The following is a 21,547-nucleotide window of genomic DNA, read 5'->3' as shown; positions in this document are numbered from 1 at the left end:
TATGGCTCTGTTTTTTGTTATGATGATTTAATATGAAAGATAAAACCATCAAAATAACGCAATATGAAATATTCCAAACCACAAGCATCGGCTGAAGATATTCAGGATTTAATCAATAAAGCTTTATTTGGAACAGAGCATATTGGAAAACTCTATGCATGTGTAATGGTCACAATAAGTTTGATCTGTGCGATGTTCATACCGCATGATGGTTTTTTTGCGACATCGCAAAGTGTGGGTATGAGCAATTATCATCGCTGGCTATATGATGTTTTTGTTATCACCTCATGTGTTATGGGTTGTATGGTATATCTACGTTTACAGCATAAAAAACAAGATTTGAAATTTCGACGCTTATGGTTTAGCACAACTAAACTTATTGCAGAAGCAAGGTTTAGAGAATATCAATATGCTCAATCACAACATAAATCGACCATCATGTATTCAAGTAAAATCATATTTTACATGGTGATGTTAGTAATGAGTGTTGGGGTGGTCGCGATGTATATATGGATGACACCCTATACAGGTACATATAAATCTACATTTTGGATTTTATCGTGGTGGCCAATCAATGCTGTAATTATCTGGACATTTTATTGTTGTCAAATTTATCTTTTTCTAAGACTTTATTCTACTGAAGATATGCATAAGCATTTCCAGAGGATGCAAGCAGAAGCAAAAAGGCAAGAACAAAAAAGTCTTATACAACAAGAGGAAGCTTAAGCAAAAACTTTATTATGCTCTTCATATCCGGATTGAATTCATAGAATATGATCGAAATAGATCACATTTTTAAGGGAAAAATCCTTCAAGCTATTGCACTATGAGTATGAAAGCTCATGCTTAAGCTGGGTGAGTATACAATTTTTGAATGTGATAGCTTATTTTTATTTTATAAAAACCTAATATAATACATATATTTAAATTGTATGTTATGGTGGTTGTAATATTTTAATGAGTGCGTGGGAGCCACATGACTCCAGATAAACAGCAAGCTGAACTATTAAAACAGACCCAAAAAAAACTCTTTGCAGCTATCTTTGGCACGCCTCATATTGCATTGTTGATTGCATTTATACTGGTGGCAGTTAGCCTGATTTTAGCTAAATTTTTACCCTATGAAGGTCTATTCGCTACAGCCTCTAGTTCTGGTATGAGTAATTATCACCGTTGGCTATACGATATATTTGTAATTGCAAGCATCATAATGGGACCCGTACTGTATGTTTTAATTCATCGCCAGTTTAAGCGAGGTGAAGGACGACAGGTCTGGCGTGAATATACGCGGACACATGCACAGTTTAAAATGCGTAGATTTATCAAAGCAGAAGCTGAAGGGAAAAAAGCGATATTAGACAGCTGGCTTTCGGAAGGGCTGGTTTTCATTATGATCATTACTGTTTTAATTCTCATGTATTCGGTTCTGACACCTGATGGATCTGGTCGTCGAGGTTATTTTTGGATTCAAACATGGTGGCCGATTAATGCGTCGCTGATCGGACTTTTTTACTACGCTATTTTTTGTTTATATGTTCGGTTCTTTGCTCTCTTAGAGATAGATCGTCAGTATCAGTTATTACATGCTCAAGCAGAACGAGCGCTACGTAAGCAGTTAGAGGAAGATGAGCAACAACTGAATGAGGATGCCTAAGTTGGATTTAGCAAGTGAGTTAAAAAGCTTAATTGTTCCGAAAAAGCGTTTATTCGCAAAAATGCTATTGAAAAAACATACAATTGGCCTAATCTAAAAATATAAGCTTAGCGCCGATTTGAGAAAAGAAAATATTATGTTATTTCATACATCTAAACTGCCTGCAGAAATCCGCATCAGTCATTTGAATGCGCGTATTAATGAACAAAGAAAAAAAATAGCGCAAACCACGGCTTCAAAATTTGAGCTCTTACAACTTACGCAGCAACTGTCAAAAGAAGCTCGCGTACGCAAAAAGACCAATGAAAAAATTTATGTCTTAGACTTTAATGGTGATACAGCAGCATCTGCTGTTGCAAGCTTACGTGAAGAAATTACCTTAATTTTAGCCACAGCAAAAGCTGGGCGCGATCGTGTGGTACTACGTTTAGAAAGTCCAGGTGGCATGGTTCATGGTTATGGTTTGGCAGCAGCACAATTGGTGCGTTTACGTGATGCTGGTTTTCACCTAACGATTTGTGTTGATAAAGTCGCGGCCAGTGGTGGTTATATGATGGCGTGTATTGCCTCTGAAATTGTATCTGCACCATTTGCAGTGGTTGGTTCGATTGGTGTGGTTGCGCAAGTGCCAAACTTTAATCGTTTGCTCAAAGAAAAGCATATCGACTTTGAACTTTATACTGCGGGTCAGTTTAAGCGTACAGTCACCATGTTTGGTGAAAATACAGCGGAAGGCAAGGCGAAGTTTGAAGAAGAATTGCAGCAAACGCATAATTTATTTAAGCACTTTGTAGAAAAATACCGCCCGCAGTTGAATGTAGAAAAAGTTGCTACTGGTGAACACTGGTATGGTCAAGATGCAATTGATCTGAACTTGGTGGATCAGTTAAAAACATCGGATGAATATTTGTTAGGGCTTTTGCCACAGCATGATGTGTATCTGATTCAAACTCGTAAAAAACCAACTTTGGGTGAAAAATTGGGTCTGCAAGCGGCTCAAATGGCAGATTCATTGGTGCCTGCTGTCATGTCTAAAGTGATGGAGTCATTGAGTAAAGCCAATGCAAGCTTGGTACAGCTACGTGATCCAAAGTTATAAAAGTTTTTTGATTTAAAGTATTTAAAGCTCACTTCGGTGGGCTTTTTTTATGTAAAGCGATCCTGATGTGATAGATTGCTTAGGTATATATATTTTGACGATAATCATGTCTAATTTTTTGATTATTTTAGGGTTAATTCTATTTTTCTTTTGTTTTTTTGGGTTCATGGCCACCTTGGTTATTTATTTGCCTAAGGCTGAAAAAGATGGGGAAAAATGGGCGATCTGGCCTTTTGCTATATTTTTAGGAATGTTAGTCACTGGGATAGCATCGTATCATTTTGGTATGTCGATGAAAAAAGACAAGCCAATGGAGCGCTCTAAAGCTTGTGCAGTGGTATTGGGTTATAAGCACTATAAAAATTGCAGTGGGCGTGACCAGACACGCTGTAACCCTTATGAAAAAATAATATTGAAGCTTGATGGTTCAGCATATAGCCGTGATATGCGGTTTGATACGAGTTTAGCCCGAAAGCAAGTGAACGAAAGGGTATGTTTTAGCTTTTATGATCGGTATAAATACTCACATTTAAAAAATTCACAAATTGTTGAGTGGCTTGCGCCTTAAAATGTCATCCAGGGGATCATCATGTTTAGTTTTATGATTTTTATTGGCATATTAAGTTTAGTAATGATGCCATTTTTAACGATCATTTTTATCGTGCCTAAGTTAAAGGATAAAAATCATAGAGATACTTTTCCATATTATGCTCTACTGCCAGGTTGTTTAATTTTGGCTTTAGCGGTGTATTTAAAAGAAGAAAAACCTGTTTTAATTTCGCATGCCTGTGGTGTTGTGCAATTTTATAAGACCTATTCAATTAAGCATGATCATTTTGAGCGAATCACGATTTTATTTGACGGCCGAAAATATAATCGGCATTTACGTTTTGATGAACAGATTGAAAGAAAAAACAAAGGTGAAAAAGTCTGCTTTGAATATTTAGATAAGTTTGAATATCCAGATTTGGCTGAATCTAAAATTTTAAAATGGGTTGATCGTTAGTTTGGCTTATGATTGCAGGTTAAGGAAATTAGACACATGATGACGCTGCTGTTTATTTTAGCTGGTGTTATTTGCATCGGTGTTTGGCCATGGGTGTATTTGCTCCATGTGCGCGATAGTCATACATCTGTATTGATGCCGTATACGATGCTATTTGGCCCAGCAGCAATTTTGTTCACAGGCTATATTTACTATTCAGCACAGCAAACTGAAATACGCTCTCAAACTTGTGGTACTGTTGTGGCTTATCAAAGCTATGTGAGCAGTGGAAATAAAAATAAAAGGCAGTCATTCGAGCGTGTGGAAATGATATTTAATGATACAAAATACGCACGCCATTTACGCATGGATAAAGATTTGCAAAAGTTGTCCGTAGGTTCCAAGGTGTGTTTTGAATATTATGATCGGAAACTGAATCCGCAGCTCAAGGATTCAGTTTTAATTCAATGGCAACATTAAGCTTTTGGTTTTGCTGTTTTGCATAAACAAATTGTACCAGTGATGATTGTGCCAAGTGTGGCCAGTAGCATGTCTTTGTGTGCATCCCAGATATCACCTTGTTGTCCATTATAATTTTCAGCTTCTTCGGGTGATAAGCCAATCGCAATCAGCCATTCGATCCATTCATAAAATAGGCTGGTGGCCATTACAAATTGAATGACCAATACATACAGCGTCAATGGTTTGAGTGAAGGTAGCCACACTTGAAATAGACGTAGAAACAGTGGGTATAAAAACAAACCATAAGCGAAATGTACCAGCCGATCGTACATATTACGCGACCAACCCATGGTTTGATCGAGATTGAAGCCAAAAAGCGCTTGAGTCCAATCACTATAAGGTACATAAGAATAGAGATAGTGTGCGCCTACAATGTGAATAAGTAAAAAACCAATGTAGAGAGCGAAACTAGCAAAGCTCAGGCCGATTTTATAGAAGCATAAAAACAGTAGGCCAAGCATGAGTAGTGTGCCAATTTGATGCAATAAATAAGGCACATATTCGAGAGGGTGAATGCTGGCAATCACGATGGCAATAAGTAAAATGCCAAGCATAATCCAGTGCTTTGGCTGGAGTTGAGTTTCAATCATTATTGTTATTCGCTAAATATTAAAAAAGTATAGTTATTCGACTGTGCGAGTTTAACTGAAAACTCAGCTTTTACAGTTGAAACTGAGTAATCAACTTTGAATGCAGTGTTTTAGATTTTAAGTAATGCATTTAAATTTAAGCTATCAAATTAGCTTATGTTTTAACCTTCACATAAAATATGGAATTGGGCATTATAGGCTTGAATCCGTTACACTTGCATACTGTATTTTAAATTGATTCGAGACAGCGCATGGCGGTTGTAGAAGCATTTGTTGCACAGCAAAATTGCTATTTTAATTATGAGTTTGAAGAACTGAATCATTTAGATGGTGATTTCCCAGAAGAGTTATCGGTCTCTTTGCGCGGTATGTTATACCGACATGAAATTGAATATCCAGAAGCGACTTACTATATTTATTTTAGTGACTTACTGACAGGATGTGAGTTACAGCGTATGAAGGATGATTGGGCTAAGTATTGTCCTTTGGAGGATTGTTAGGCCGACTGTGAATAGGATAGCCTCTTCATTTTGCGAGGTGGGGTATATAGCTTCATCAATGATTAGGATGTTAATTTTTAGCTCAGTATTCTTTAAAAAGAGCTTTTTAATAAGTCACAAAAAACGAGGCGCAGGGCCTCGTTTTTTTACACAATTTTAATTAGATTTTAGCAATCAAATCTTTGATTTGTTTCGCTTGATCTGCAGCATTACCTGTGTAAGTTGCAGGAGTCATTTCTGCAAGACGTGCACGGTCAGCAGCAGGTACAGCTTCTAATTCGTTACCGTTTACGAAATTAACCATCATGTCACGAGTCATTGCTTGACCACGTGTAAGCGCTTTAAGTTTTTCGTATGGTTTTTCAACTGCATAGCGACGCATTACAGTTTGAATTGGTTCAGCCAAAACTTCTTGAGCATGGTCAAGATCTTCTAGAATACGTGCCGCATTCAATTCAAGTTTGCCAATACCTTTTAAGCAAGCTTCAAAAGCGATTAAGCTTTGTGCCATACCTACGCCCATGTTACGAAGTACTGTTGAGTCAGTTAAGTCACGTTGCCAGCGAGAAATTGGAAGTTTTTCGCCAAGGTGAGCCAAGACTGCATTTGCAATACCTAAGTTGCCTTCAGAGTTTTCGAAGTCAATTGGATTCACTTTATGCGGCATTGTTGAAGAACCAACTTCACCTTCTTTTAAACGTTGTTTGAAGAAACCAAGAGAGATGTAGCCCCAAACGTCACGGTTAAAGTCAATTAACACTGTGTTGAAACGACGAAGTGCATCGAACATTTCTGCGATGTAATCGTGTGGTTCAATTTGAGTTGTGTACGGGTTAAATGTTAAACCTAAAGATTCAACAAATGCTTGTGAGTGAGCAGGCCAGTTAATTTCTGGGTAAGCAGAGTAGTGCGCATTGTAGTTACCTACAGCACCGTTAATTTTACCTAGAAGTTCAACATTGTTGAATTGTTTGATTTGGCGTGCAAGGCGATAAGCCACGTTTGCCATTTCTTTACCCAATGTGGTTGGGCTTGCTGTTTGGCCATGTGTACGAGACAACATAGGTTGTTCAGCGTGAGTTTCAGCCAAAGCAGCAATCGCATCGACGATTTGTTGCATAGACTCAACTAATACTGCACGACCATTTTTAAGCATTAAAGCATGAGACAAGTTGTTAATGTCTTCAGAGGTACATGCAAAGTGAATGAATTCACCTGCATTTTTAAGCTCTTCGATGTCAGCAATTTGTTCTTTGAGGAAGTACTCAACGGCTTTAACGTCGTGGTTTGTTGTACGTTCGATTTCTTTAATGCGGTTTGCATTGTCTTCAGAGAAATTTGAAACAATTGCATCTAGTGCTGCATTTGTTTCGCTTGAAAAAGCTGGAACTTCTGTAATTTCAGGACGGTTTGCAAGCGCTTGTAACCAACGCACTTCAACAGTCACACGAGCATGGATGAGACCAAACTCAGAGAGGTAAGGACGCAAAGCATCACATTTGCTTGCGTAGCGTCCATCTAATGGAGAAAGTGCGGTTAAAGCGTTCATAGCGATTCCTTAAACTTTGGAATTAAACGTAAAACAAAAAAGCCCGAATTCAGCATCATTCATACGGTTTGATACTGTAAACGGGCAAGATCCTGAATATCCTGCAGTAGCTTGCGCTTACTAAAAATCATGCCCCAAGAGCTACCACCCAGTTGGCGCCATAAATGCGCCATTTGCAGGCCTGTAAATAACGAGGCACGGATGCGATTGGTGTGGTTTGAGTCTTTAAAGGCTTCAGCATTGCCACGAACCATAATGCGTGGATTAATTGATCCAGCTGTTTCAACATAGGTTTGTGCGAGGTTGGCAATGATGCTTGGGTGTAAATAGTTATTATCAAAAAATGAAAGTTGCTTTAATATTTTTTGTTGGGACTGTTCAATAATTTCGACAAATTTGGGATTGCTATAAACTTTCTTCTCAAGTTGCAACAGTGCCATTGCATAATTCATTGGAAGTTTAGTATTGGCTAGTTTAGGCAATCTGGATTTAGGAGAAGTATTAAAAGGATGGTTTATGCTATTTTCTAAGGTTTTTAAACCGAGAGAAATATCGGCCAATTGATTAAAGAAAGCTAAAGTTTGACATTGGCAGGGGCCACTTGGTCGAATATTTAGACTGGCTTTAATCAATTGTTCAAAATAAAAGTTACCGCTTTCACCAATACTCTGGCGACCCGTTAGCGCAGTCATGTGCGTTAACTGGGTGGCTTGAAAAACACCTGCCAACGCTAATGCGCGATTTTGACGGGTGCTCAGAGTCTGGGGTTGTTGAAACGGTAACTCTGTCATGCCGAGACAATCCTTTTAAATAAAATCCGGTTTAGGTGCATTGGTATGATGAATCACACCACCGCCTAAACAAACTTCACCAGCATAGAACACAACGCTTTGACCTGGAGTCACTGCACGCTGTGCTTCATCAAATTCTACACGTACACCATTGGGTGCGTCTGGGTCTTTGTACAATGTACATGCCTGATCACCTTGGCGATAACGTGTTTTTGCAGTACAGCGGAAACCTGATTCAGGAATCTCTTGCTCACCTGCAACCCAATCAATGGCTTCAGACCATAAAATGGTGCTTTGCATGAGTGGATGTTCATGGCCTTGACCAACGACTAAACGGTTACCTTCGATATCTTTATGCAGTACAAACCAAGCGCCTTCAGAAACGCCTTTCATACCACCAATACCAATCCCACCGCGTTGGCCGAGCGTATAGTACATTAAGCCGTGATGATCACCAACCTCTTTGCCGTCTTCAAGCACAATTTTTCCGGGCTGCGCTGGTAAATATTGTTTTAAAAAGTCATTAAAGCGTCGTTCACCAATAAAGCAGATGCCTGTTGAGTCTTTTTTCTTCGCAGTGGCTAGGCCTAATTCTTCTGCAATTTTACGCACTTGCGGTTTTTCAATTTCACCGACAGGGAATAAAGTTTTATTAATTTCACGGCCATGTACGGCATGTAAAAAGTAAGTTTGATCCTTATTGTTGTCTACACCGCGAAGTAAAGGCGCATATTCTTCACCACGTGAATTTTTTAGAGTTTCCCCGCGACGGCAATAATGGCCAGTTGCAATAAAATCTGCACCAAGGTTTACAGCATGATCTAAAAACGCACGGAACTTAATTTCTTTGTTACACAGAATATCTGGGTTAGGTGTACGGCCAGCAGCATATTCTGCAAGGAAATGTTCGAACACGCGGTCCCAATATTCCATAGCAAAGTTTGCGGTATGTAATTTAATGCCGATTTTATCGCAAACAGCCTGTGCATCAGCAAGGTCTTCCATTGCTGTGCAGTATTCCGTGCCGTCATCTTCTTCCCAGTTTTTCATGAACAGGCCTTCAACTTGATAGCCTTGCTGAAGAAGAAGCGCTGCAGACACAGATGAGTCTACACCACCAGACATACCGACGATGACACGTTGTTGCATAGGATTAGGCATCCAAATTTGAAATTAAGGGAGAATTTTGGTGCTCATAAACGAGCGATAAAGGATATTTTTGACCAGACAAAGCATCTTGAACCGCTTTAATTACAAGCGGGCTACGCGCGCGAGCAGATTCTAGCAGTTCTTCTAATGTCATCCATTTGGGACCCACAATACCTGTGTCTAATTCTGCTTCTGGAAAATATTCCAGTACATGCGCTAAAAAGCAGAAACGGAAATAGGTGCGGTCAGGATACATTGGAGGTGTATAGGTATAAATGCCTAATAAGGCATCTACTTCTACAGCATGACCAGTTTCTTCCATGGTTTCGCGTATAGCTGCTTGAACGATGGTTTCACCGCATTCGACATGCCCCGCAGGCTGGTTAAACACGGTATGCGTTACGCCTTGGGTATGTTCTTCAACAAACAGGAATTTTCCGTTTTTTTCAACAACAGTTGCAACGGTTACGTGCGCAGTCCAAGCGGTCATAGAAAAGCACCATGGTAAGGGATGGGCTATTGTATAAAATTTTGGGGTGTGTGGCTATGTCGAACTGAACTTTAAAGCTCATTGGACGATAAACAAGCTAAGCTTCAGAGGATGTATTGCCTGAAGCTATAAGCATCTTATCCGTATGCTCAGGCAGTCACTTTTATTTTGCATAATGAATAATATTATAAAAAATTACGTCCTGATTACTGTGATTAAGATAGCGATGTGCCTGATCTGCATGAAAACGAATACTTTCGCCAGTATTTGCCATATAGTGCTGTTCTTCAGTCTGAATCGTGATACTTCCATTTAAAGGCAAAATATCTTCAATCACACCTTGTTCATGCGCGCATGAATCATGGGATGAATAGGCTTTTAACGTGATGTGTAAAATTTCATATCCAAGTGCAGCATCAAAGGCCTGTAAAATTTTGACAGACAGGGCATCGGCTTCATGTTTGAGTACAGATTCAGGTTGTGGTTCTGCGGGTAAAAAAGTGCTCAAAGAACAATGAAAGCCTAAAGCAATTTTCCATAAAGTTTGAATAGTCGGGTTGGATTCTTCACGTTCAATCTGTCCCAGCATCGCTTTGCTGATGCCAGTCTCTTTTGCAGTTTGATCTAAGCTCCAGCCTTTTTCCGTGCGTAGTTTTTTAAGTTGACCAGCAATGTGCTGTAACAACATGGACATTTCATCACCTCTATTTATATTGTGCGTTATAACGTACAATGCAATCCTTGTGCATTATAACGCACAAGATTTTTATTGCTAAATATCCATTTAAAAATTCTAAAATGTAGGTGGTCATGTGCGCGCGATTATTTTTGGGCTACTAGCATCCTGTTTTTTTTCTACAGCCTTTATTTTTAATCGGGCGATGGAAGTTGAAGGTGGAAGTTGGATGTGGAGTTCTTCACTGCGCTTCTTTTGGATGGTGCCTATGCTACTGCTGATTGTGATAGTCCGCGGTAAGTTAAAGGCGAGCTTGCGACATTTAAAGGAAAATCTCAAAAGTTACCTTATCTGGAGTACTGTTGGCTTTGGATTATTTTATGCACCCTTAACTTTTGCGAGTGTTTATTCCCCAGGGTGGCTGGTTGCTGGGAGTTGGCAAATGACCATCATTGCTGGATCATTACTGGTGCCATTCTTAGGCGTGAACACTTCTCATACTCAGGGCAGTGTATGGCGTAAATTACCTTGGAAAGAGCTCAAGTGGTCGAGTGTGATTATTTTAGGGGTGTTTTTGATTCTATGGGATCAAATGAGCAGTATCAGTTGGATATTGGCTTTGGCCGGCTTTATTCCTGTGGTGTTTGCGGCTTTTATGTATCCACTGGGCAACCGAAAAATGATGCAAGTTTGCCAAGCTAAGGTAGAAACGCCTGAACGGGTGTTGAATATGACTTTGGCCAGTCTTCCTTTTTGGATCGTGATTGCACTCTTTGGCTGGGCTGATCATGGTTTACCATCGAGCAGCCAACTATCATATTCATTTTTAGTGGCCTTATTTTCTGGTGTAATTGCGACTTTACTATTTTTCTCAGCAACAAATTTGGTGCATACCAATCCGAGTCAATTGGCAATGGTCGAAGCCACTCAGGCTGGTGAGTTGTTATTTACCTTAATTGGAGAGATGATTTTTTTAAATATAGGTCTACCTTCAAAGGTCGCACTCTTTGGTGTGTTTTTAATTGCTTTAGGCATGGTGGTACATAGTTTGGCATCAATTAAAATGCAAAAAGGGGCTCAAGTACCTGACGGTGCTTAAGATGAGGCTCAATATCTGCAATTTTTCTTTGAATAGCCAATGGCCTTGAACTTGAAAATAAAAAAGCGCGATGTCTCGCGCTTTTTTATTTCTTGTGATTAGGATTGCTCAAGATAATTATTCGCCACTTTGACATAATGACGTGCAGAGTAAGGCAGGAATTCTTTTTCTTTGTCTGTTAGCGGCCGGACTTTCTGTACAGGACTGCCTACATATAAATAGCCACTTTCTAAACGCTTACGTGGTGGAACCAAGGAGCCTGCGCCAATCATGACATCGTCTTCAATAATGGCATCATCTAATATAATACTACTAATACCAACCAGCACACGGTTACCAATGGTACAGCCATGTAATTTTACATGGTGGCCAATCGTCACATCTTCACCAATGATGAGCGGAGAGCCTTCGGGCTTGTCTGCTTTTTTGTGACTCACGTGTAGCATGGCATGGTCTTGTACATTGGAATTTTTGCCAATATGAATATGATTCACGTCGCCTCGGATTACTGCAAAAGGCCAGACAGACACATTTTCAGCTAAGCTGACTTCTCCAATCACCACAGACATTTCATCGATATAGCAAGTGGCGTCAATTTTGGGATGCTGTGAAAGGTAAGGGCGGATATTTTTGTTCATCACGGTCCATCGCACATTGTAGAAACTAGGCAGAGTATAAAATAAAAAAGCACCCAAACCGAGGTATGGATGCTTTGGTCTAAGCTATATGCCTATATAGGGCATACAATTTAGGTTTTAAAATAAGTTAGCAAAGAACTGTTTGATGTGGTCAATCATTTTTGCAAAGAAGCCCGCTTCTTCAACAGGATTTAAAGCAACCAATGGTTTTTCAGCAATCACTTTACCATTTAAAGTTGCAACGTATTTACCTACCACCTGACCTTGCTTTAAAGGTGCAGTTAATTTTGGTTGTACGATCAATTGAGTCTTAATCGCATTTGCTTCGCCTTTAGGCATAGTCACGTTAAAGTTTTCTGGTAAGCCAATTTGAACTTCACTCTCTTTGCCATACCAAACTTTTGCTTTTGCTAAGACTTGTTTTGCAGGTTGAACTTTAACTGTTTCAAAGTTTGCATAACCCCACGCTAAAATTTCACGTGTTTGTGATGCACGTTCGTTCATGCTTGGCGCACCAAAAATCACAGAAATTAAACGTAAAGGCCCACGCTTAGCAGATGTTGTTAAGCAATAACCTGCTTCATCTGTATGGCCTGTTTTTAAACCGTCAACGCTTGGGTCTGTATAAAGTAAGGCATTACGGTTACCTTGCTTAATCCCATTAAATGTAAATTCTTTCTCAGAATAAATTGGATAGTATTTAGAGCTGTCATGGATAATGTGCTGAGCAAGCGTTGCCATATCTTTTGCAGTTGAGTAATGACCTTCTGCTGGCATCCCTGTTGCATTAATGAAGTGCGTATTGCCCATGCCAATACGTTTAGCTTCTTGGTTCATCATGTGAACGAAAGTGCCTTCATTACCCGCAATGTGTTCAGCCATTGCTTTTGATGCATCGTTACCCGATTGGATAATAATACCGCGAAGCATTTCAAGTGCTGTAGCCGTACCATTTAATGGCACATACATACAAGATTCTGCGCTAGTACCACGGCACCATGCAGATTCATTCATACGTACTTTTTCATTTTCAGTTAGCTCGCCACTCAATAACTTTTGTTCAATGATGTAACTGGTCATCATTTTTGTCATTGAAGCAGGTGCTAATTTTTCGTTTTCATTTTTCGATGCAAGGATTTGCCCAGTTTCATAGTCCATCAGCACATAAGATTTATTATTCAATTCTGGGGGTGCAGAGAGGACGGTTGCTGCAAATGAAAAAGAGGGTGCAAGAACTAATGCGGCAAGGGCGGTTTTTCGGGTCATTCTAAGTGGTTCCAATAACTTGTTATAAGCGCAAGAGCCTAGCATTTTAGGACAAAGCTAGGCGGACTTCTACGGGGGAGAAAGGCTTATTTTAAAAGTATTGTAACGAAGTGAGCTTAATTTGCGTATGTTGTCAGTTCTTGGCAAATTTCTAAGTTTTTCGCATCACCTGCTTTTTTCGCATCGGCTTGAGCTTCTTGCAAAATTGGCGCAAATTTTGGGTCTTGTGCTAATGCTTTTAAGGTCTGAGCTGGGTCTTTCACTTGTGGCATATTTTCTTTTAAAAGTTTGCCAAAACCTTGTTCAAATTTATTTTGTGCTTTTGCATCAATCACTGAAGGGCAAATGTCAGAAAGCACATACAAAGCTGCTAATTCTTGCTGTGTTACTTGATTATCACTTGGAGTGACATCGACATTTTCAGCATATACATGAAGGGTAAATGCCGAGAGTGTAAGTGCAGTCAGTGTTTTAAGCAGAGGATATTTCATGTAAAAAACCTAATTTTAAAGTGATATAAAGCGAATGAATAGTAGCTTAAAACGAATTTGAAGAAATATCAGCTGGATTTTGTATTGAAGGTGTTGAAACCATGAAGGAATAATGAATTCAGTGTACATAAAAAACCGCCTAAGTCTTAGACGGTTTATCTCTATAACTGCAAAAGCATCCTGACAATATAAGCTTTGTCAGCCAATGAAGTTAGGGTATTGGAGATAAGATGTTAAATCAGCGATTAAGCTTCGTAATTTAAAACATCATCACACACAGATTTTTGCTCCTCTTTAGAAGACTCTTTTGCTGCAATACGAGACTCTTCTAAAAATGATTTATATTCAGTATCTGCTTGAAGCTTTTCATAAGTCATCGACTTTTCTGAATAGTCAGCTAAATAGCTTTTGATGAGGGTTTGAATGTTGCTATCAAATTTAGCATTTTTGCCAATAATTGCGGGGCAAACTTCAGCCATAACTTGAGTAGATGCGATATCTTCCTTAATGATTGTGTTGGCTTCAGCAGGTGTTAGTCCTTCATCAGCAATAACTGCTTGAGACAATACAGCAGCCAAGCTTAACCCCAGTAAGCGACGAAATGATAAAGTTGTAATCATTTTTTAATTCACACATTTTTGATGGATGTCGGAGTTTAAATATATATAATTCTCTATATATATCAATCAAATGTTCTGAACGGTCATTTTTAAACAGTAACAGGTTTTTTCAGTGAATATTTTAATCGCCAATGATGATGGTGTATTTGCACCAGGGATCCAAGCTTTAGCACATGCCTTAAGACCTTTAGGTCGCGTGGTGATTGTTGCCCCTGAAGCAGAACGCAGTGGGTTTTCCAGCGCTTTAACTTTAGATCGACCATTACGTCCGATTCAAATCGCACCTGATATGTGGGCGGTAAATGGTACGCCCGCAGACTGTGTGTATTTGTCTATGAACGGACTATTCGATTTTGAGTTTGACTTAGTCGTCAGTGGCATTAACTGTGGGGCAAACTTAGGCGATGATGTGCTGTACTCAGGGACAGTAGGGGCAGCATTTGAAGGGCGCTTAATGGCTCAACCTGCAATTGCGGTGTCATTAGCAGGGCCAAATGTACGTAGTTATAATGATCCGCAAGATTTTGCACAGGCGGCACGGTGGGTGCATGACTTTATTGCAGGTGGTTTGCCAGCATTGCCATCAAGACACATCTTTAATATTAATATTCCAGATGTGGCTGAATTAAAAGGTGCACAAGTCACGTATCAAGGCCGTCGTCGTCAGTCTAAACCGATTACCACTCAAGTTGATCCGCGTGGTCGTCAAGTATTTTGGATTGGTCTGTCAGGTGAAGCTGTTGCAGAGCCTAAAAAGGGTTTATTTGGCATTGAGTCTGACTTCTTTGCTGTGTCGAATGGTTTTGTCAGTATTACGCCAATCCAAATGGATGCGACAAATTATGATATTTTGACGGACTTGCACGCACAATTTAGCCAAAAATAGTAACAAGTGTTATAACTTTGTGAAAAACACAACTGTGAAGCTTATTTGCAGTTGTTTTTTGCTAATCTTAGCGCATTCACACCATTCGCTTCATTTTTGTTAGAGAGGAAAATAATGTCCCTGGTGTTTTCAAAAGCTGCCTCTACAGCCCCAGCTACTATATTCAAAACTTTCGTACTTGCTGCGGCCGCTGCTTCTGCTTTGGCATTGAGTGGTTGTGCATCAAAACCTCAGGTGAATAATTCAGCTCGTTACGTGGCTGCTCCAGATTTTTATACTGTACGCTCAGGTGATACCTTGAGTGGAATCGCTGCGCGTTATGGTTTGAGTTATGTCAGTGTTGCAGAGATGAACGATATTGTAGCGCCGTATCGTATTTATGTCGGTCAATCGCTACGCCTCAAAAATTCGTCTTCTCGTCGTGTAGCTTCTACTCAAGCAGTTACGCAAGTAGCACCGATTCAGCGCCAATCAATTGCCTTACCACAAAATACAACAACCACACCATCACAGACGACTGTACGTACACCTGTAGCACCTGTGACTACACCAAGCACAACAGCAACGTCAAACACATTGCGTTGGGTACGTCCATCAACTGGATCGGTTCTTGAAAGCTTTAATCTAGCTAACAATGTAAAAGGTACGCGTTATAGCGGTAATGTGGGTGATGCAGTAGTTGCGGCAGCTGATGGTCAAGTGGTGTATGCTGCCGATGGCTTAAAAGAATACGGTAATTTGGTGTTGGTTAAACACATCAATGGATACATAACAGCCTATGCTCATAACAGTAAAATTCTAGTGAAAAGTGGACAAAATGTAACGGCTGGTCAAAAAATTGCTGAAATGGGTTCTTCAGGCACAAACCGCACTATGCTGGAGTTTCAGGTTCGTTTAGACGGTAAACCTATCAATCCGATTTCAATTTTACCAAATAATTAAATAGCTAATGCAAAGCGTAAATTTCTCCGTATAATACAATGAGTTGTTTTTAATATTAAAAAAAGCAACTCAAAGTTTTATGAGGGAACTTTATGTTAGATCAACTTCGGGGTATGGGTGTTTTTGCTTGTGTAGTAGAAAAAAACTCATTTAGCGGCGCGGCACGAGAATTAGGTATTACGACCAGTGCTGTCAGTCAACAAATCCGTTCTTTAGAACAGGATATGGAAGTTGTATTGTTGCATCGTTCTACACGAAAACTAAGCCTGACAGAAGCTGGGCAGGCTTTTTTTCATAGCTGTCAAGACATGCTGTCTGCAGCTGAACGTGGCAAAATTAGAATTAATGAACTACGCGATGATTTGGTCGGTGAATTACGAATTGCCTCAACACCTGAAATGTGTACCAATCATATTATCCCAGCACTATCACAGTGGATGTCTACACATCATGGGTTAAAGGTTCATGTAGATGCGGACTATCAATTGGCCGATCTAAAAGAAAACCGTATCGATATTGCGTTACGCATGAGCCATAGAATAGAAGATCCAAATGTACAAGTCGTTGCACTTGCACGTGTAGATCAAATCTTGGTGGCATCACCAAGTTATATTCATCAACATTCGTTTATTTCACGTCCTGAAGATTTAACCCGACATGATGTGATTATGACGAATCTAGCAAAAAACAATCAAAGTTTTGCATTTCAGCATGCTGTGAGTGCTGAAACGATTGTGTTAGATATAGCGTCACGCTATTCAACAAATAACACTTACATTGCAAAAAATATGTGCATGCAGGGCCATGGAATTGCACGTATGTTGTATTTGGATGTGCAAAAAGACTTAATGAATGGCAACTTGGTAGAAGTATTACCAGAGTGGAAATTGCCAACATTTACTTTATATGCAGTCATGGCTAAAACTGAGCAACAATCTACAAAAGTTCAGCGTAGTCTTGAAATTTTAAAGCAATATTTTGCTCAACTTTCAGGCGGGCGAGTCTATAAAGAAGTTTCTTGAGACTTTTATAATATTAGTTAAGACTTTTTAGGTATAAGAAAAGCCGCGATCAGCGGCTTTTCTTATTGCAACCAGCTTAAGCTAAATAAGCTTTGACCATGCGAACAATACGGTCAATTAAAAGATCAGCTTGTTCTTGTGTAATGTTTAAAGTTGGCAGTAAACGAATCACAGAACCCGCAGTCACATTTAAAATTAAATGGTATTCATCACGAGCAATATCGACTAAATCGCCACATGCTTTAGGCAATTCAATACCAATCATTAAACCGAAGCCACGTACCGTTACTTGCTGATCTTGAAGCTTTTCAGTCAGTTGTTGAACGATATAAGCACCTTTTTCAGCAGCATTTGCCACCAAGTTTTCATTTTGAATGGTTTCAATTACAGTGTAAACCACACGTGAACCTAAAAGTGTGCCACTGTAAGTTGAACCGTGGTTACCTGCCGTTAATACACCCACGCCACGGCCTTGAGTCATGACTGCACCAATTGGGAAACCATTACCTAAACCTTTGGCAGTGGTGAGTACGTCAGGCACAATATTGGTGTGTTGGTAAGCAAAATACTTACCCGTACGGCCATTACCTGTTTGTACTTCGTCCAACATCATTAACCAGTTGTGTTGGTTGCAAATGCGACGGATATCTTCTAAATAGCTAAAGCCTTGAGGTGCAGTATTTACTCCGCCTTCACCTTGAATAGGTTCAACTAAAATTGCCACGATGTCTGGGTGATTAATAGCAGCTTCTTCAATGGCTTCAATATCACCAAAAGGTACACGAATAAAGCCTTCAACCAATGGTGCAAAGCCATCTTGGACTTTTTTATTGCCTGTTGCAGACAGTGTTGCAAGCGTACGACCATGGAAAGAATGATCAGCAACAATAATTTTTGGTGTGCTAATGCCTTGTAAGTGTGCAAACTTACGTGCAATTTTAATTGCACCTTCGTTTGATTCTGCACCACTATTTGAAAAGAAGACTTCTTCCATACCAGCAACTTCAGCAAGTTTTTGTGCTGCTGCTGTTTGCCAAGGCACTTCAAAAATATTGCTGGTATGAATTAAAGTTGCAGCTTGCTCTGCAATAGCTGCGGTAACTGCAGGGTGTGAATGACCTAAACCACACACAGCAATACCTGTGAGTGCATCGAAGTATTCTGTACCATCTTCAGTATAAAGATAAGAACCTCGGCCTCGGACAAAGCTGATCTGTTGACGGCCAAATACAGGCATCAAGTGAGAGGGTTGATCAGTTTGCACAGGCGCAAGGGTAATGTTATTCATGACTAACTCTTATCTGTTCGGAGGATTGAAAATTTGCTTTTGCTACTTTATAAATGAAAGTAGTAAGGTGTTCTATATAAGCAAAATATACCCACGATTTAAAGCCCGATTGTAAATAAAATTGGAAATATTGCTTTAGTCATACTGTTTTGTTGAGTTTTGGGTATAATGCGATGCAGATTTATTGAGGATATATCAATGACTGAACAAGCTCGTGATACAGAAGCGTTAATTCGCGATCAAATTGCTAAACATGCCGTTTTACTTTACATGAAAGGCACACCACAATTCCCACAGTGTGGTTTTTCTGCACGTGCTGTTGAAGCGCTCAGTCAAATTGGCCGTCCATTTGCTTATGTAAATATCTTAGAAAACCCAGATATTCGCGCAACATTGCCACAAATTGCAAACTGGCCGACTTTCCCGCAATTATGGATCAACGGTGAGTTGATCGGCGGTAGTGATATTATGTTGGATATGTTCCAAAAAGGCGAATTAAAAACTTTAGTTGAAGAATTCAGCCCAGCTCCTGAAGCTTAATTCAGAGTAAGTAAAAAAGCGCCGATAAACGGCGCTTTTTTGTGTCTGCTTGATGATTATTTTTCTTCAGTAGATGTGTTTTCATCTATTGAAGAAGTCACTTCAGCATCTGCTTGTTGTTGTGCTTTGAGTTCAGCTTTTTTCTTTTTTTTGCCTTTCTTCTTTTTTTTCTTTTTCTTGCTGTCTTCTTCTTCCTCAAAAGCTGCACCATCTTCTATGGCTTGCCAGTACTCAAGTTGCTCCATCACAGCAGCAAAAATTGAATTTTTACTATAACGGCCTTTTTTATCGAGGGTGCCAACAGGGCGAGCCATCAAGATTTCTAAAGCTTGTGCAATATTATCAATCGCATGAATATGAAATTGACCTTGTTGTACAGCCTCAATGACGTCTTTGCGTAGCATTAAATGTTGCATATTTTGACGTGGAATAATGACACCTTGCTGGCCCGTTAATCCTTGTAATTTACATGCATCATAAAACCCTTCAATTTTGGCATTCACACCACCAATCGGCTGTACTTGGCCTAATTGGTTCATAGAGCCTGTAATGGCCCAAGATTGATCAATTGGCAACTGGCTAATGGCAGAAATCAAGGCAGAGAGCTCTGCGACGGTTGCGCTGTCTCCATCGACTTGACCATAGCTTTGTTCGAAGGCTAATGCCGCTGAAAAGTGTAGGGTTTGTTCACGGCCAAAGTGCGCTTTGAGGAAACTCGACATGAGCAGAACCCCTTTAGCATGTAAAGAACCACCTAATTCAACACTGCGTTCAATATCTAAAATATCACCGCCACCTTGGTAAACCGAAGCCGTTAAGCGTGAAGGCAGACCAAACTCAACATCGGCATATTGAATGACAGAAAGCGCATTAATTTGTCCTAAGCGGTGGCCACGGGTTTCAATCAGTTGTGTACCACGGGTTAAGTCTTGCCAATACAGTTCACGTAGATAACCGAGTCGATATTTACGATGGTCGAGCGCCGTATTGATATGTTGCTCTGTGACCATGCTGTCATTTGCTTGTACAGCATGGTGGTGAGCTTCACGGATTAAGTCACCTAAAGTTAGTGCATGCAAAGACAGTGAGCTTTGGTCTTCGGCTTGGCGACTAGAGTCGGTTAACAGTGCAGATAATGCTGAGCGATCAAAAGGCAATAGTTTGTCGGACTGTACATAGTCGGCAATTAACTGCATATAAGCATGCTCATTGTCATCATTACGTTGCAATGTATCGGTAAAGTCTGCACGAATTTTAAATACGCTACCAAGTTCTGGTTCAAGTTCTAAAATTTCATAATAAATTTCAGGCTCAGCCAATAAAATCACTTTAATGTTGAGTGGAATGGCTGCAGGCTCAATGGAAATACTACCTGTGAGTGTAAGCATGTGCTCAAGAGAAGACAGTTTTAATTGGCCAGATTTAAGTGCGCGTTTTAAGCCTTGCCATGCATAAGGCTGTTCTAGCAATTGCTCGGCCTCTAGCATTAAAAAGCCACCATTGGCTTTATGTAAAGCCCCTGGGCGAATTAAAGTAAAGTCAGTAGTGATAGTGCCATTTTGAGTGAGTTGCTCCACATGACCCAATAAGTTGTAGTGGGTTGGAAAGTCTTCAAAAATAACAGGCGCACCTGCATTTGCTTTATGCGTAACCACAATATTGGCTTGATAGCGCGCAGGTACGTGGTTAAAAATACCCGGACGGAAATCCTCTTCTTCTTGTTCTAAGACAATTTCGACATTTTCAATGATGTCTTCTGCATAAAATTTAAGGTATTGGGCAAGACCTTCAACTTCTTTAAATTTATTCAGCAAAGATTCAATGCGAGGCATGACCACTTGCTTAGCAATATCACGATTTAAATGCTGAACTTTATCGCGTGCATCATCTTCTAAATCACCTAAATGTAGGCCAAGACGATCAAGCTTTTTCTCCATATAGCGAATATTGGCCGAGATTTCTGCACGTTGTTGGCTATTGAGCGCATTGATCTCTTCTTTGGTCATTTCTTGCATTTTATTGTCGATAAAATGCATTGGAATAAAGTGATGCTCATCATTTTGTGTGATGAGTTTGAGGTCGAGATCTTCGCCTTCTTTGGTCAATTCAAATAAGGCATGATTTTGTTCATCACCTGTGCGTTGGCGAATCAATTCAATATTGTTGTGATAAGTTTCGGCAGTAAAGCGACGTTCAAGTTGCTTTAAAATGGTCTGCCACGTTTGGTGTAATTGGGTTTGAAACTTAGGCGCTTGGCCAGCTGGTAATTTTAATGCCAAAGGTTGGCGCTGTACCTGAAAATTATTGACATATACCCAGTCATTTGGCGTAGGCATGCTTTTAGCATGCTGTTGCAAGAGCCGCTTAATCATAGTGCGTTTGCCTAAGCCAGCTGTGCCTACAGCAAAGATGTTATAGCCAGAATAAGGCAGAGCAATACCTGCCTCAACTGAAGCACGAGCACGGTCTTGACCTAAAAAGTTATTTAAGGGTTTTAAGCGTTTTGTTGAAGTTGGAATTTTTTTTAGGTCAGTTAAATAAGTCAGTTGTTCAAATTGAAGTTGCGTTTTGCTCAAGGTGCTTTGAATCTCTGGTTGGTCAAAAACACTAATCAGTTTTTTGGGTTCTGGTACTTCGTTTTGGTTAGCAGTGTGAGTTGAAAGAGAAGATTGAAGGGTTTCGAGTTTTTTGGTCACTGTTGAATCCAAAACATATTAATAACGGCAGAATTTAAAGGTATACAGAAATGC

24 protein-coding genes are annotated in these 21,547 nt (G+C 39.8%); 12 read left to right on the top strand and 12 right to left on the bottom strand.

Annotated features, from left to right (window positions below):
• The first annotated feature begins 63 nt into the window (after nt 1-63).
• The 6 genes from D9K81_RS18580 (at nt 64) to D9K81_RS08145 (ending at nt 4,218) form a co-directional block, all read left to right on the top strand.
• On the top strand, nt 64-726 hold the full coding sequence (locus D9K81_RS18580) for a hypothetical protein (RefSeq protein WP_198488223.1): 663 nt from the start codon (nt 64-66) through the stop codon (nt 724-726).
• Between the two features lie 250 nt (nt 727-976).
• Nucleotides 977-1,654: a hypothetical protein gene (locus D9K81_RS08165; RefSeq protein WP_121523189.1), complete on the top strand. Its 678-nt coding sequence runs from the start codon at nt 977-979 to the stop codon at nt 1,652-1,654.
• A 136-nt stretch (nt 1,655-1,790) separates the two neighbouring features.
• Nucleotides 1,791-2,753, top strand: coding sequence for a protease SohB (gene sohB, locus D9K81_RS08160; RefSeq protein WP_120375224.1), 963 nt, complete (start codon nt 1,791-1,793; stop codon nt 2,751-2,753).
• A 106-nt stretch (nt 2,754-2,859) separates the two neighbouring features.
• Nucleotides 2,860-3,321, top strand: coding sequence for a hypothetical protein (locus tag D9K81_RS08155; protein WP_120375223.1), 462 nt, complete (start codon nt 2,860-2,862; stop codon nt 3,319-3,321).
• Between the two features lie 21 nt (nt 3,322-3,342).
• Nucleotides 3,343-3,759: a hypothetical protein gene (locus D9K81_RS08150; protein WP_120375222.1), complete on the top strand. Its 417-nt coding sequence runs from the start codon at nt 3,343-3,345 to the stop codon at nt 3,757-3,759.
• A gap of 36 nt (nt 3,760-3,795) precedes the next feature.
• A complete protein-coding gene (locus tag D9K81_RS08145; RefSeq protein WP_120375221.1) occupies nt 3,796-4,218 on the top strand; it encodes a hypothetical protein in 423 nt (140 codons plus the stop codon).
• Here the strand turns inward: D9K81_RS08145 and D9K81_RS08140 are convergent.
• Nucleotides 4,215-4,850 carry a DUF2238 domain-containing protein gene (locus D9K81_RS08140; RefSeq protein WP_120375220.1) on the bottom strand — a complete coding sequence of 212 codons (636 nt, stop codon included), beginning with the start codon at nt 4,848-4,850 and terminating at the stop codon, nt 4,215-4,217. The two genes, D9K81_RS08145 and D9K81_RS08140, sit on opposite strands and share 4 nt — an antisense overlap.
• 251 nt (nt 4,851-5,101) lie before the next feature.
• On the opposite strand from D9K81_RS08140, the gene D9K81_RS08135 reads away from it, so the two are divergent.
• Nucleotides 5,102-5,350 (top strand): hypothetical protein, encoded by a 249-nt coding sequence (locus tag D9K81_RS08135; RefSeq protein WP_120375219.1) that lies wholly within the window; start codon nt 5,102-5,104, stop codon nt 5,348-5,350.
• Between the two features lie 160 nt (nt 5,351-5,510).
• On the opposite strand, the gene purB is transcribed toward D9K81_RS08135, so the two are convergent.
• From purB to D9K81_RS08110, 5 genes are all read right to left on the bottom strand, one after another.
• A complete protein-coding gene (gene purB / locus D9K81_RS08130) occupies nt 5,511-6,899 on the bottom strand; it encodes an adenylosuccinate lyase (protein ID WP_120375218.1) in 1,389 nt (462 codons plus the stop codon).
• 59 nt (nt 6,900-6,958) lie between these two features.
• Nucleotides 6,959-7,690, bottom strand: coding sequence for a high frequency lysogenization protein HflD (hflD, locus tag D9K81_RS08125; RefSeq protein ID WP_120375217.1), 732 nt, complete (start codon nt 7,688-7,690; stop codon nt 6,959-6,961).
• 15 nt (nt 7,691-7,705) lie between these two features.
• Complete coding sequence (gene mnmA / locus D9K81_RS08120) at nt 7,706-8,839, bottom strand: tRNA 2-thiouridine(34) synthase MnmA (protein WP_120375321.1); 1,134 nt, start codon at nt 8,837-8,839, stop codon at nt 7,706-7,708.
• 4 nt (nt 8,840-8,843) lie between these two features.
• Nucleotides 8,844-9,329 (bottom strand): NUDIX hydrolase, encoded by a 486-nt coding sequence (locus tag D9K81_RS08115; protein ID WP_120375216.1) that lies wholly within the window; start codon nt 9,327-9,329, stop codon nt 8,844-8,846.
• Nucleotides 9,330-9,492: 163 nt separating this feature from the next.
• The gene (locus D9K81_RS08110; RefSeq protein WP_120375215.1) at nt 9,493-10,023 is read right to left on the bottom strand and encodes a helix-turn-helix domain-containing protein; all 531 of its coding nucleotides are present in this window, start codon (nt 10,021-10,023) and stop codon (nt 9,493-9,495) included.
• A 118-nt stretch (nt 10,024-10,141) separates the two neighbouring features.
• Between D9K81_RS08110 and D9K81_RS08105 the strand changes: the two genes are divergently transcribed.
• A complete protein-coding gene (locus tag D9K81_RS08105) occupies nt 10,142-11,104 on the top strand; it encodes a DMT family transporter (protein WP_120375214.1) in 963 nt (320 codons plus the stop codon).
• A gap of 98 nt (nt 11,105-11,202) precedes the next feature.
• Here D9K81_RS08105 and D9K81_RS08100 read toward each other — a convergent pair whose 3' ends face one another.
• From D9K81_RS08100 to D9K81_RS08085, 4 genes are all read right to left on the bottom strand, one after another.
• Nucleotides 11,203-11,742 carry a gamma carbonic anhydrase family protein gene (locus tag D9K81_RS08100; RefSeq protein ID WP_120375213.1) on the bottom strand — a complete coding sequence of 180 codons (540 nt, stop codon included), beginning with the start codon at nt 11,740-11,742 and terminating at the stop codon, nt 11,203-11,205.
• A gap of 117 nt (nt 11,743-11,859) precedes the next feature.
• Nucleotides 11,860-13,008, bottom strand: coding sequence for a D-alanyl-D-alanine carboxypeptidase PBP5/6 (gene dacC / locus D9K81_RS08095; protein ID WP_120375212.1), 1,149 nt, complete (start codon nt 13,006-13,008; stop codon nt 11,860-11,862).
• Between the two features lie 116 nt (nt 13,009-13,124).
• On the bottom strand, nt 13,125-13,499 hold the full coding sequence (locus D9K81_RS08090) for an MCR_0457 family protein (protein ID WP_120375211.1): 375 nt from the start codon (nt 13,497-13,499) through the stop codon (nt 13,125-13,127).
• A gap of 245 nt (nt 13,500-13,744) precedes the next feature.
• Nucleotides 13,745-14,119, bottom strand: a complete 375-nt coding sequence (locus D9K81_RS08085) for an MCR_0457 family protein (RefSeq protein ID WP_120375210.1) — start codon at nt 14,117-14,119, stop codon at nt 13,745-13,747.
• 112 nt (nt 14,120-14,231) lie between these two features.
• On the opposite strand from D9K81_RS08085, the gene surE reads away from it, so the two are divergent.
• The 3 genes from surE to D9K81_RS08070 all read left to right on the top strand — a co-directional run bounded on the left by surE (nt 14,232) and on the right by D9K81_RS08070 (nt 16,969).
• Entirely contained in the window at nt 14,232-15,005 is a 774-nt protein-coding gene (surE, locus tag D9K81_RS08080) for a 5'/3'-nucleotidase SurE (protein WP_120375559.1), read from the top strand.
• 114 nt (nt 15,006-15,119) lie between these two features.
• On the top strand, nt 15,120-15,947 hold the full coding sequence (locus D9K81_RS08075; RefSeq protein ID WP_120375558.1) for a peptidoglycan DD-metalloendopeptidase family protein: 828 nt from the start codon (nt 15,120-15,122) through the stop codon (nt 15,945-15,947).
• Between the two features lie 92 nt (nt 15,948-16,039).
• Nucleotides 16,040-16,969 carry a LysR family transcriptional regulator gene (locus D9K81_RS08070; protein ID WP_120375557.1) on the top strand — a complete coding sequence of 310 codons (930 nt, stop codon included), beginning with the start codon at nt 16,040-16,042 and terminating at the stop codon, nt 16,967-16,969.
• 76 nt (nt 16,970-17,045) lie between these two features.
• On the opposite strand, the gene D9K81_RS08065 is transcribed toward D9K81_RS08070, so the two are convergent.
• Nucleotides 17,046-18,257 (bottom strand): aspartate aminotransferase family protein, encoded by a 1,212-nt coding sequence (locus tag D9K81_RS08065; RefSeq protein ID WP_120375556.1) that lies wholly within the window; start codon nt 18,255-18,257, stop codon nt 17,046-17,048.
• Nucleotides 18,258-18,455: 198 nt separating this feature from the next.
• On the opposite strand from D9K81_RS08065, the gene grxD reads away from it, so the two are divergent.
• A complete protein-coding gene (gene grxD / locus D9K81_RS08060; RefSeq protein ID WP_120375555.1) occupies nt 18,456-18,797 on the top strand; it encodes a Grx4 family monothiol glutaredoxin in 342 nt (113 codons plus the stop codon).
• A 56-nt stretch (nt 18,798-18,853) separates the two neighbouring features.
• On the opposite strand, the gene D9K81_RS08055 is transcribed toward grxD, so the two are convergent.
• Nucleotides 18,854-21,493, bottom strand: coding sequence for a Lon protease family protein (locus tag D9K81_RS08055; RefSeq protein WP_120375554.1), 2,640 nt, complete (start codon nt 21,491-21,493; stop codon nt 18,854-18,856).
• Nucleotides 21,494-21,547: the final 54 nt, after the last annotated feature.

Origin of the sequence: Acinetobacter chengduensis, assembly GCF_003664645.1 — a bacterium.
Classification (GTDB): Bacteria; Pseudomonadota; Gammaproteobacteria; order Pseudomonadales; family Moraxellaceae; genus Acinetobacter; species Acinetobacter chengduensis.
Note: the sequence above shows the minus strand (reverse complement) of the source record. Positions and strands in the feature narration are given on the sequence as shown.

What these genes read in the sequence shown, in the direction of transcription:
- D9K81_RS18580 (WP_198488223.1), top strand. Translation starts at nt 64, where the DNA reads ATGAAATATTCCAAACCACAAGCATCGGCTGAAGATATTCAGGATTTA.
- D9K81_RS08165 (WP_121523189.1), top strand. Translation starts at nt 977, where the DNA reads ATGACTCCAGATAAACAGCAAGCTGAACTATTAAAACAGACCCAAAAA.
- sohB (WP_120375224.1), top strand. Translation starts at nt 1,791, where the DNA reads ATGTTATTTCATACATCTAAACTGCCTGCAGAAATCCGCATCAGTCAT.
- D9K81_RS08155 (WP_120375223.1), top strand. Translation starts at nt 2,860, where the DNA reads ATGTCTAATTTTTTGATTATTTTAGGGTTAATTCTATTTTTCTTTTGT.
- D9K81_RS08150 (WP_120375222.1), top strand. Translation starts at nt 3,343, where the DNA reads ATGTTTAGTTTTATGATTTTTATTGGCATATTAAGTTTAGTAATGATG.
- D9K81_RS08145 (WP_120375221.1), top strand. Translation starts at nt 3,796, where the DNA reads ATGATGACGCTGCTGTTTATTTTAGCTGGTGTTATTTGCATCGGTGTT.
- D9K81_RS08140 (WP_120375220.1), bottom strand. Translation starts at nt 4,850, where the DNA reads ATGATTGAAACTCAACTCCAGCCAAAGCACTGGATTATGCTTGGCATT.
- D9K81_RS08135 (WP_120375219.1), top strand. Translation starts at nt 5,102, where the DNA reads ATGGCGGTTGTAGAAGCATTTGTTGCACAGCAAAATTGCTATTTTAAT.
- purB (WP_120375218.1), bottom strand. Translation starts at nt 6,899, where the DNA reads ATGAACGCTTTAACCGCACTTTCTCCATTAGATGGACGCTACGCAAGC.
- hflD (WP_120375217.1), bottom strand. Translation starts at nt 7,690, where the DNA reads ATGACAGAGTTACCGTTTCAACAACCCCAGACTCTGAGCACCCGTCAA.
- mnmA (WP_120375321.1), bottom strand. Translation starts at nt 8,839, where the DNA reads ATGCAACAACGTGTCATCGTCGGTATGTCTGGTGGTGTAGACTCATCT.
- D9K81_RS08115 (WP_120375216.1), bottom strand. Translation starts at nt 9,329, where the DNA reads ATGACCGCTTGGACTGCGCACGTAACCGTTGCAACTGTTGTTGAAAAA.
- D9K81_RS08110 (WP_120375215.1), bottom strand. Translation starts at nt 10,023, where the DNA reads ATGTCCATGTTGTTACAGCACATTGCTGGTCAACTTAAAAAACTACGC.
- D9K81_RS08100 (WP_120375213.1), bottom strand. Translation starts at nt 11,742, where the DNA reads ATGAACAAAAATATCCGCCCTTACCTTTCACAGCATCCCAAAATTGAC.
- dacC (WP_120375212.1), bottom strand. Translation starts at nt 13,008, where the DNA reads ATGACCCGAAAAACCGCCCTTGCCGCATTAGTTCTTGCACCCTCTTTT.
- D9K81_RS08090 (WP_120375211.1), bottom strand. Translation starts at nt 13,499, where the DNA reads ATGAAATATCCTCTGCTTAAAACACTGACTGCACTTACACTCTCGGCA.
- D9K81_RS08085 (WP_120375210.1), bottom strand. Translation starts at nt 14,119, where the DNA reads ATGATTACAACTTTATCATTTCGTCGCTTACTGGGGTTAAGCTTGGCT.
- D9K81_RS08075 (WP_120375558.1), top strand. Translation starts at nt 15,120, where the DNA reads ATGTCCCTGGTGTTTTCAAAAGCTGCCTCTACAGCCCCAGCTACTATA.
- D9K81_RS08070 (WP_120375557.1), top strand. Translation starts at nt 16,040, where the DNA reads ATGTTAGATCAACTTCGGGGTATGGGTGTTTTTGCTTGTGTAGTAGAA.
- D9K81_RS08065 (WP_120375556.1), bottom strand. Translation starts at nt 18,257, where the DNA reads ATGAATAACATTACCCTTGCGCCTGTGCAAACTGATCAACCCTCTCAC.
- grxD (WP_120375555.1), top strand. Translation starts at nt 18,456, where the DNA reads ATGACTGAACAAGCTCGTGATACAGAAGCGTTAATTCGCGATCAAATT.